This window comes from Wolbachia endosymbiont of Drosophila incompta (assembly GCF_001758565.1).
Lineage (GTDB): Bacteria > Pseudomonadota > Alphaproteobacteria > Rickettsiales > Anaplasmataceae > Wolbachia > Wolbachia pipientis.
The window spans coordinates 351240-361225 of the sequence record NZ_CP011148.1; the positions used below are offsets into that span (position 1 = coordinate 351240).

Annotated in this window: 9 protein-coding genes and 1 pseudogene; 5 read left to right on the top strand and 5 right to left on the bottom strand. The window is 34.3% G+C overall.

Features of this window, described 5'->3' with window-relative positions; all coding sequences use genetic code 11:
• Together WG67_RS08175 and WG67_RS08180 are read left to right on the top strand one after the other, a co-directional pair.
• A partial coding sequence (locus tag WG67_RS08175) for an ATP-binding cassette domain-containing protein (protein ID WP_458694976.1) occupies nucleotides 1-302 on the top strand: 302 nt, incomplete at its 5' end.
• Between the two features lie 78 nt (nucleotides 303-380).
• A pseudogene (locus WG67_RS08180) lies at nucleotides 381-1436 on the top strand (IS3 family transposase).
• 175 nt (nucleotides 1437-1611) lie between these two features.
• On the opposite strand, the gene prfB reads toward WG67_RS08180, so the two are convergent.
• Nucleotides 1612-2716 (bottom strand): peptide chain release factor 2 gene (gene prfB / locus WG67_RS01635; protein ID WP_141456981.1). Its coding sequence is split into 2 segments (ribosomal slippage): nucleotides 1612-2640 and nucleotides 2642-2716, totalling 1104 coding nucleotides; the frame shifts between segments, so codons are not numbered across the junction.
• 153 nt (nucleotides 2717-2869) lie between these two features.
• Between prfB and mgtE the strand changes: the two genes are divergently transcribed.
• On the top strand, nucleotides 2870-4240 hold the full coding sequence (gene mgtE / locus WG67_RS01640; protein WP_006280192.1) for a magnesium transporter: 1371 nt from the start codon (nucleotides 2870-2872) through the stop codon (nucleotides 4238-4240).
• Between the two features lie 255 nt (nucleotides 4241-4495).
• On the opposite strand, the gene WG67_RS07160 is transcribed toward mgtE, so the two are convergent.
• Together WG67_RS07160 and WG67_RS07165 are read right to left on the bottom strand one after the other, a co-directional pair.
• Nucleotides 4496-5341: a TrkH family potassium uptake protein gene (locus WG67_RS07160; protein WP_256363902.1), complete on the bottom strand. Its 846-nt coding sequence runs from the start codon at nucleotides 5339-5341 to the stop codon at nucleotides 4496-4498.
• Between the two features lie 35 nt (nucleotides 5342-5376).
• Nucleotides 5377-5955, bottom strand: coding sequence for a potassium transporter TrkG (locus WG67_RS07165; protein WP_256363903.1), 579 nt, complete (start codon nucleotides 5953-5955; stop codon nucleotides 5377-5379).
• A 266-nt stretch (nucleotides 5956-6221) separates the two neighbouring features.
• Between WG67_RS07165 and WG67_RS01650 the strand changes: the two genes are divergently transcribed.
• On the top strand, nucleotides 6222-7154 hold the full coding sequence (locus WG67_RS01650; protein WP_010082544.1) for a hypothetical protein: 933 nt from the start codon (nucleotides 6222-6224) through the stop codon (nucleotides 7152-7154).
• 74 nt (nucleotides 7155-7228) lie between these two features.
• Here the strand turns inward: WG67_RS01650 and WG67_RS01655 are convergent, their stop codons facing one another.
• The gene (locus tag WG67_RS01655; protein ID WP_070356802.1) at nucleotides 7229-8245 is read right to left on the bottom strand and encodes a substrate-binding domain-containing protein; all 1017 of its coding nucleotides are present in this window, start codon (nucleotides 8243-8245) and stop codon (nucleotides 7229-7231) included.
• Nucleotides 8246-8386: 141 nt separating this feature from the next.
• Here WG67_RS01655 and dcd point away from each other — a divergent pair, with 141 nt between their 5' ends.
• Nucleotides 8387-8944 carry a dCTP deaminase gene (gene dcd, locus WG67_RS01660; protein ID WP_070356803.1) on the top strand — a complete coding sequence of 186 codons (558 nt, stop codon included), beginning with the start codon at nucleotides 8387-8389 and terminating at the stop codon, nucleotides 8942-8944.
• On the opposite strand, the gene WG67_RS07170 is transcribed toward dcd, so the two are convergent.
• On the bottom strand, nucleotides 8945-9955 hold the full coding sequence (locus WG67_RS07170) for a hypothetical protein (protein ID WP_070356804.1): 1011 nt from the start codon (nucleotides 9953-9955) through the stop codon (nucleotides 8945-8947).
• Nucleotides 9956-9986 lie beyond the last annotated feature (31 nt).

Here is a 9986-nt window from a genome sequence, read left to right on the forward strand (position 1 = left end):
GTGGCCAACAACAGAGGCTATGCATCGCTCGCGCAATTGCAGTGAAGCCAACTATTTTATTAATGGATGAACCGTGCTCTGCTCTTGATCCAATGGCAACCAATGCAATCGAAAATCTTATACAAGAGCTAAAATTAAGATTTACTATAATTATGGTGACTCATTCAATGAAGCAAGCTAAAAAGTTATCTGATAGTGTAATTTTCTTTCATAATGGCAGAATTGTTGAGTCTGGAAGCACTCAAGAAATATTCGAAAATGCTCAATCTCCCTTAACAAAGGAGTATATCCTGGATCATTAAATTTCTGACCTTACCCAGAAAAAGTGGAGAGAAAGAAAAGAGTTTTTTTGGGTAAAATAAAATTTTGGAGGATTAGAAATGGTAAGAGAATATACAGCAGAATTCAAATTGGAAGCTGTTAAACTGGCAAATGAATAAAGAAAGGTAGGTCAACCAGTTGCAAAAGTAGCAAGAGATCTAGGAATAAGGGATAGTGTATTAGGAAAATGGATGAAGAAATATAACGAAAAAAAGTCAGCGGCAAATGCATTTCCAGGTAGAGGTAACATGGCTCCTTACGACAAAGAGAGATTTGATTTACAGAAAGAGTTAGCAAAAGTAACAAGGGAAAGAGACATTTAAAAAAAAGCCCTGGCCAGTCAAAAAGAGTAAAATATTTTTTTATATAGTAACTGCTATAAAGTACAGGAATTATGTAGGATTTTCTGCTAGTGGCTACTATAAGTGGACCACAAGAAAAATAAGCAGTAGAGAATCAGCAAATAAAGAGCTACTCGCAGCTATTCAAAAAATATATCAAGTTTCTAAATGTAGATATGGAGCTCCTAAAATTCATGCTGAATTGAAGGCTTTGGGTAAAAGTTGCAATTTGAAAACGGTGCAAAGTATTATGCAGAAAAATGACATCAGGGCTATATTGAGAAGAAAGTTTAAAATTAAAAAACAACAAACAGATAATAGAGCTGTAGCTCCCAATATACTAGATCAAAACTTTATTGTTGATCAACCAAATAAAGTATGGGATTACTTACATCAAAACCAAGGAGGGATGGCTATATTTGGCAGCAATAATTCTCACGTATGGTAGTTAATGAGTAGTGCAATAAATAAACAATTGGTTATGAACTCTTTATTAATGGCCATTAATAGGCGTAAACCTGTTAAAAATCTACTGCTGCACAGTGACCAAGGTTCACAATATACTGCGCAAGGGTATCAATATCTCTTAGCTGTAAAGAATATAGATGAGTAATAAAGGCTCTTGTTACGACAATTCTGTTGCAGAAAGCTTCTTTAGCTCATTGAAAAGAGAAATACTTATTGATACTTCACAACACTCTGCTCAACAAACTAGAACTGCAATATTTGAATACATAGAAATTTTTTATAACAAACAACGTCACTATTAACTAGTGCATTCCAGAACAATTTGATGCATCATTCTTTTTGTAAAAAACATTCCACACTTTCTCTCCACTTTTTCTGGGTAAGGTCACTTTTCCACTGATCATATTTAATCGCCATAACTTTACTCCTACTTTAACAATATTTTAATTATCATATATTATGGCAAGAAAGTCAACCCTACCTAATTTTGCTTAGTAAGCACACTAACTATGAAACAATCTATATTACCATCAAAAACAGAATTTATATTGCCCACTTCATGTCCGGTTCTTAAATCCTTCACCATTTGATATGGATGCATAACGTACGATCTGATCTGATTGCCCCAGCCTATATCGCATTTTTTACCATATTCTTCAGCCATTTTCTGTTCTTTTTTTTCCAGTTCAATTTGGTATAAACGTCCTTTAAGTAATTTTAACGCCTCATCTTTATTTCTGTGTTGAGAACGACCATTTTGGCATTGAACTACAACACCAGTTGGAATATGCGTAATGCGTACCGCACTTTCAGTCTTGTTCACATGCTGACCGCCTGCTCCGGAAGCACGATAGGTGTCGATCTTTAGATCCTTTTCATCCACAGCAATATCAATTGAATCTTCTATCACTGGAGTTACTCCTACACTTGCAAAACTGGTATGACGTTTACCATTTGCATCAAATGGCGATATTCTAACCAGCCTGTGAATTCCACTTTCACTTTTTGCCCACCCATAAGCTTTTTCTCCAACGATTTTTATCATTGCAGACTTTATACCAACTGACTCTCCTTCTAATTTTTCTACAACTTCAACTTTAAAGTTGTGATAAATTTCTGCCCACCTTATATACATGCGCATCAGCATTTCAGCCCAATCATTGCTCTCGGTTCCGCCAGCTCCTGAGTGGATTTCTAAAAAGCAGTTATTATTATCTGCTTCACCAGTAAATAAGGACTCTGTTTCTTTATACTTGATTAATTTCTCTAGCTTAGCTAATTCATTTTCAACTTCAGAGAAAAATTCTTCATCATTTTCATCAATAGCAGACTTCATTAAGCTGATGGCATCGTTGTAATCGCTTTCCAGCTTTAAAAACGACTCTACGTCATTCTTAATTTTAGAACGTTCTTTTAAAACTTCTTGTGCTTTTTGGTTATCTTGCCATAGGTCATCATTCGACGCTTGGGAGTCAAGCTCTTCAAGACGCAACTTTAATTTTTCTATGTCAAAGACACCTCCTGATAAGAGAAATACTTTTATTTAAGCTTTGAAAGTGTTCAAGAATTTCTGGATAAGTTTTCATTATACTTTAGATTTTAATATATTTACTATCAATAACAATAACAGTAAACAAAATAGAAATTTAACCATATGATAGTTAATTTAAATAATTTCATTATACTTTAATGTTTAAGGAAATCAAGCGCGTATATTTATTAAAAAACAAGGTAAAGTAATGAATATTGAAATAAGTTCCCATTATGGTTTAGACAAAAAGGCTATTGATGACTTAATAGAGTCACTTGATAACGAGGAGCTAGAGAATGTTCGTAATATTGTAAAAACGATAGACAGTGTTCAGTTAGCTTATTTTTTATCTACTTCGATCAGTGATCACAGGGAGAAATTAGTTAATATCCTCGATCAACATTTGTTAAGTGATGCCCTAGTGCATGTAGTGCCAGATTTACAAATAGAGATCATAGAAACATTGGGAATAGAAAATACAGCAAAGTTACTAATGCTCCTTGATGTAGAAGATATAGTAACCATAGTGAAAGATTTAGATAGAAAGTCTGTAGAAAATATACTTTACTATTTGCCCAGCAAAACTCAGAAATCGGTAGAGGAGTTGCTATCATATCCAGAAGAAAGTGCAGGAAGGTTAATACATAAAGATATGGTTATAGCTCCATATTATTGGACAATAAATCAACTGACAGAATTTGTGTGCAACTATAAAAAAATACCAGAAAAATTTCACCAGATATTCATTATCAACTCAAAATTAGAGCCTATAGGCAGTGTTAATTTAAATAAGGTAATATCTCACTCAGGAGACACAATAATAAAAGAGATAATGGATCATGACATAAAAATCATTAAAACTGGAATAGACCAAGAGGAAGTAGCAAGAATATTTAAAGATTACTCTCTATTATCGGCTCCGGTAGTAAATAAGAATGGTAAAATTATTGGTGTGATCTTAATTGAAGATGTGATAAAAGTTGTTCAACAAGAAACAGAAGAGGATGTACTCAAAATAAGCGGTGTATCTTCTAAAGCCGATATAAATGCCCCTATACATAAAACTATAATTAAAAGGCTACCTTGGTTACTGTTTAACCTCTTAGCTGCAACAATGTGTTCCATAGTGGTTGGCTTTTTCGATGATGTAATAAAAAGTTTTATAGTGCTGCCAATAATCATGCCGATAATTGCATCAATGAGCGGAAATGCAGGATCCCAAACAGTAACGCTAACCATCCGGGCAATCGCAACAAAATATCTAACTGAGCAAAATGCAAAAAGAATACTGATGAAAGAATTTTTAATAGGTCTTATAAACGGGGTGATCTTATCTACTATTTCATTAGTAGTGTTAGCAATAAGGTTTCACAACTTCAAAGTGGAGATGATTTTTGTGGTCTCCATGATTATGATGTCAATTATTGCAACGTTCATCGGAACTTTCATTCCTATAATGCTTCATCGCTTAAAGTCTGACCCTGCCGTTTCTTCTTCAATCCTAACATCGGCAACAACTGATATTCTCTCAGCTTTTATATTTCTTGGTTTAGCTACGATCTTTTTATTAAATAGCTAATACTATCTATAGCTATACCGCCGCGAACCGTCATGCCGCGATTCATTCGCGGTATCTCTTAGCATAGATCCCGCTAACAAGTAGCGGGATGACGAGAAAGGGGCTACTTGGATGACATTCTTCTTGGTGTGCCCAAATCACAATGTTCGTACATCTGTGGATTTATTCGCGGTATAGATATCGCTAACGAGTAGCGGAATGACGGTTTTTCAAATTGTCGTAAGTCAGTTTAGCTATAATATCAAGTTTCACCAACTATTTCTCTCTATTAAATAAGAATAAATTACCTATACAAAAATAGATTGGCAATATTTCAAGTCTGCCAAGCAGCATTAAAAACGATAGAAATAATTTTACTTCATTACTGAAAGAAGAATAGTTACCTGAAGGACCTATTAAGTTGCTGAACCCTGGACCAGAGTTTGTAAGCGTTGCAGAGACTGAACTGACGCTAGTTATAAAGTCTGCATTGCTTAAGTAAGACATCACTATTGATGAAATGGTAAACGTTAACATGAAAATTGCAAAAAATATAAAGACAGAGTGAATTTCATCATTCTCCAGGGTTTTTCCATTGAATTTTACTCCATTGTCTGCATCAGGGTTTAATAAAAGGTAAAAGTAATTTCTTATAGACCTTAAAAGAACAATCAAGCGGAAGATTTTGACACCACCACTTGAAGAACCACTACATCCACCAACAAAGGTGAGAAAAAAAGCTAAGACTGAAATGAAACTCCAATCTATATGATTACAGATTGCATAACCAGTTGACGTAATCAAGGAAGTGATGGTAAATGTGCTGCATCTAAATGATAATGACACTCCTAAATCAACATTTTTATACAACCAAAAACAAGCAAATAAAGATGAGATAGTAGCTATCTTAACAAAGTAAGAGACCTGTTCATCATAGCAAATGTCTAACTGTCTTATAATTTTTAAATAGCTAAGAAAAGGCAGAGAACCCAAAATCATAAAAATGATCGTTATGACTTCTAACATAGGGTTATTATAGTGCCCTATAGAATCATTATAGTTAGCAAATCCACCAGTTGATACAGAGGACATTCCGTGGCATATTGCATCAAACAGTGGCATACCAGCTAGATAATAGGAAAATATACATAACAAAATTAAGCCATAATATATTGCCTAACATGAATCACTACGCTTCGCGTATTCGGCAACTTCCTTTTGGTAGCATCTGAATACTCAGAATAAAGTAAATTATTTAGGCTGAGAACCTTAAACATAGGAAAAACTGCAATTCCTAAAGTGATTACACCAAAACCCCCCATGCCATGTAGCATTGCTCTCCATAGCAGTATTCCTGGAGATTGTTTTTCAATATCATTAAATATAGTTGCTCCTGTGGTTGTGATGCCAGATATCGTTTCAAACAATGCATCAACATAGCTCAGATTATCAAAATAGAAAGGAATAGCTGCAAACAGAGACAAGGCAATCCAGGTGCAACTAGTAATCGCAAAAATTGCTGGCATTCCATGCAATCTACTTAATTTACCGAGTAAAATAAAAATTGCGCCAGATGTGCAGGTAATTATGAATCCAGCGAGGAAATTTTTCCATTTGTAGCTGAGACATTTATTAGTAATAGCAGGAATAAGCATTGCTAAGCTAAACAGCAATAGGAATATTCCCACAATAAATACAATTGAACGCAAATTTTGTAAACGTTGATGATTTTTCATAGAATTACTTCCTCGCTATACAAAGCCATAAAAGCTACTCTAACGTCAAGCATTTTGTTGACCTTTATTAACAGTTATTAACAATATACTTGATTTACTTGTAAATATGTGTGATAATTAAATTTTTATTAGAGGTAAGATATGGTTGAATTAACTGATATACAAAAAAAATTCGAGCTTCATTAATTATAGCAATTAGCAATAACTACCCTCAAAAGGTCCAGGGCATATTCGACAATAATGAATGTGATAATATACAAGCAGTTTTGAACCACGAGGGGATTGGGGCTGGTTACAAAGATAATTTTTTAGATTTTGCTATTATTGGTCTTGACGCTGGAGTTAAAGTTCAAGGAGAAATTGGAGAAAACGTAGAGATCATTAAACAAATTTGGAAAGTTGCTAATCAGAAAACTCGTGATTTTGTGTGTTGTCGTGCAATAGAGAGTTTTCGAGGATTTGGCCTTTATAACATACCTGCTCTTAAAACAGTTATTCAAGAAATAGAAGAGCACAAGAGGGTAATGGATCTTGATATGGCACTAAGGCGTGCAATAAGAAGTCTTAATGTTGATCAAGTTAAAACAGCACTAGAGAATTGCGGTGAAGATGTAGAAAGTGTTTTGACGCGAAATGTATATTGGAGTGATGCTACTGATATTGATTGCTTGTTAATTTATCCTCTGATGGTTGACTATGAAAGAAATCTTGGCAAAGAAGAATTTGAAAAGATAAAAGAGATCACTAAACTTCTTTGGGATAAAGCTTCCCCTGATGTTCGTAACTTCTGGCTTGAAGACCACATGGTTAATAGAGAAGGTCAAAATACAGAAGATAACTATATAATAGGTTCTCTTGAAAAGCAACAAAAAGAGTATGCTAATATAGCTGGTGAGGGATGGCTTGAAGACTTTATTCAAGAAGTTAAGGGTTATAAAAAGGACAGAGAAATAAAGCTTAATGAATACAAAGGGAAGATCGCTCTAGGCGTTGTTGGACTATGCGTAGTTGGTGCTATTGCAGCCTATGTGCTGGCATATCCTGTAGTTGCATTAGTTTTAGAAGTTTCAGCAGTTTCAGCATTGGCTGTACTAGCTTATATTGGAGGAGTTTGTGAGAAATCAGAAAGTCCAAATACGAAAAGTTTGAACCCGGTTGTTTCTGGGTGTTGCAACAACGCAGAACTGCCTAATCAGTAATCCATTGTCATCCCAGCGCGCCGCGCTGGGTCTGACTACGCGCTAGAACAAAGAATATAAAAGAAACGTTGCCGTCACGTTATATCATAAACCTTTGCTGAAGCTTTCTTTATATCTTCACTTGAAAGTGGAATTAGACCAAGCCTAGATAGGTACCCATCTTCAATGCCGATCGAATCTATAATTTCTTTTACGAATTCTCTTAATCCATCAACAGTATCCAAGTGTTCCCTCTTTATGTAAAGGTATAGAGGTCTTGCTAATATATATTTTCCCGATGATATATTTTCGTAAGTTGGCTCAATTCCTGCAATTGTGCTCCCTTGTATTTTATCTTGATTCCTCATTAAAAAGCTGAAACTAAATATCCCTAAGGCGTTCTTGTTACTTTTCAATTTTTGTATTATTATATTTTCATTAATTCCAACTTCTATATACCTTCCGTCATCCCTTATATTACCACATGCTTTCTTTCTTTCTTCCTGATCTTTATAATTCTCTTTGAAAATTCTCGAGTTCATGCATGAATATTGATCAAGCATAATAGAATTAACCAAAGTTTCGTATGTACCTGTATTTTGATGTGGACCATAAATTTCAATTTCTGTTTTTGGTAAGGCTTGATTGACATTAGACCAAAACTTCTTATTATTTTTTACTAATTTATCATTTTCTTGAGAATATGCAGATAAAGTTTCAAATAAGTCCTTCTTTGTGAAATCAAATCTATGGCTTTGATTTGAATTTGCAATGACAACTCCATCATAGCCAATGATGATTTCTATCACTTCATTAATTTTATTCCTTTTACATAGTTCTCTTTCTACTTCCTTCATAGGGCGAGATGAAGTGGTGATGTCTGGAGTGTCTTCCCCTATTCCTGAGCAAAACATTTTGAATCCTGATCCACTTCCTATCGATTCCACAACTGGAGTCTTAAAGGAGAATACACGGTTGAACTCTTCGGCTATAAACGAGATAAAAGGAAAAACAGTTGAAGATCCAACAATTCTGATGTATTTCCTGGCATCAGCATTTGATAGCGGCGTGAATAATACGAATACAAAAATCAGGAGAAAGTTTCTAAGCATTATTTTTAGTTAAGAACATAAATCTAATTATTGTAATAAAAAATCAAACTGAAAAGCTTTAATTGCATGACAAAAGCTACAGTTTACATTTAAATTTTATTTTATATTATTGTAAGTATTACACAACTTTAAGGGGCAATTATGGCAGTTATGCCAGATAAATGGATAAGAGAAAAAGCTGAAAATTTTGGAATGATAGAACCTTTTGTGAACCACAAAAGCAGCAAAGGTGTTATATCTTTCGGACTATCATCTTATGGTTACGATGCAAGAGTGGATAATAAATTTAAAATTTTTACTAACGTTAATTCAGCCATCGTGGACCCTAAAAATTTTTCTGAGAATAGTTTCATAGATAAGGAAACAGACGTATGTATAATTCCACCAAATAGCTTTGTGCTTGCAAGTACAGTGGAATATTTTCGTATACCAAGGAATGTACTGGTCATTTGTGTTGGTAAATCAACTTACGCAAGATGTGGAATTATAGTAAACGTTACTCCCTTAGAACCTGGATGGGAAGGTCATGTCACACTCGAATTCGCAAACACCACTCCACTTCCTGCGAAAATTTACGCTAATGAAGGCGCATGCCAATTCGTATTTTTAAGCGGCGAAAGTGAATGCGAGAAATCATATGATGATATGAAAGGAAAATATATGAATCAGCATGGTATTACTTTGCCGCTGGTGAAATAATTACTGCTTTCGTTGTGAGCTACCAAACTGCTCTATAGACAATATTCCACTATCACCAGATAGCAAAGTTCGCGCTGATTCACTTTGCTTAAGATGTTTAATTGCTTGCTTTTTGTCAGTTCCAGTGCGCATACTGCAGCCAAGTTGGAAATCTATTCCATTTTCAACAATGTTACATGAAAACCCCATAGCAGTAGCGAAACCTTCTTGTTTATTAGTAGCATTTCCGGTAACAACACCACAAGCAGTGAAGTTACGATCATTTCCAACTGTTCGCATCATCATTCCACCATCTCGTATACCATCATTATTTATATCCTTTGCTATAACAGTCTGGTCTACAAATCGCGTATTACCCACTTCTCGAGATATTACTTCTACAGTCGGTTGATTATGTAGTTGACCATCACTTACTAATGCTTGATTATATGCTGAATGGTGTTGTTCTGAATTACTTTGACTATTACTCCTTAGTTCATTTTGCTCGTGCTCTTCATTATTTTGATGTTGGTCAGTTCCTGATATGCTAGCTTCTTTTTCAACACGCTCATTGTATTCTTTATCATTACTTATCTCAACTTTATTTACTGGTTGACCTTGACTGTTTTCTATGTCTTTTTGACTAAACATGTCTTTATTAATGTAATAAAAAATAAGACCAGGTATCAGTGAAATTATTAGATTTAATACAATGCACGGAATTAAAACCACGGTAGCAGCTATATAGATTAGAGAGCTAACTATAAACTTTATTACTTTAGATAATTTAGAATCATCTTTTTGAACATTAACAGCATTCAAAAAAAGCATAGTTAAGCTAAGAGATAATGCTGTTATAGCAGTAGGCACGATGATTGGAACAAGTAAAAAAGCATTGATTAATTTTTTTCCAGAACTAGTTGGTTTAGTGCTATTATTCAGTGATGTAAGATAGTTTTGACCAACATTAGTAATCCATTTTGTACCAGACAAGACTCTTTTACTATTTTCTTCCGACATTTCAAATTTCATTGGCACCCCCAGATTATAATGCTAAATTGTA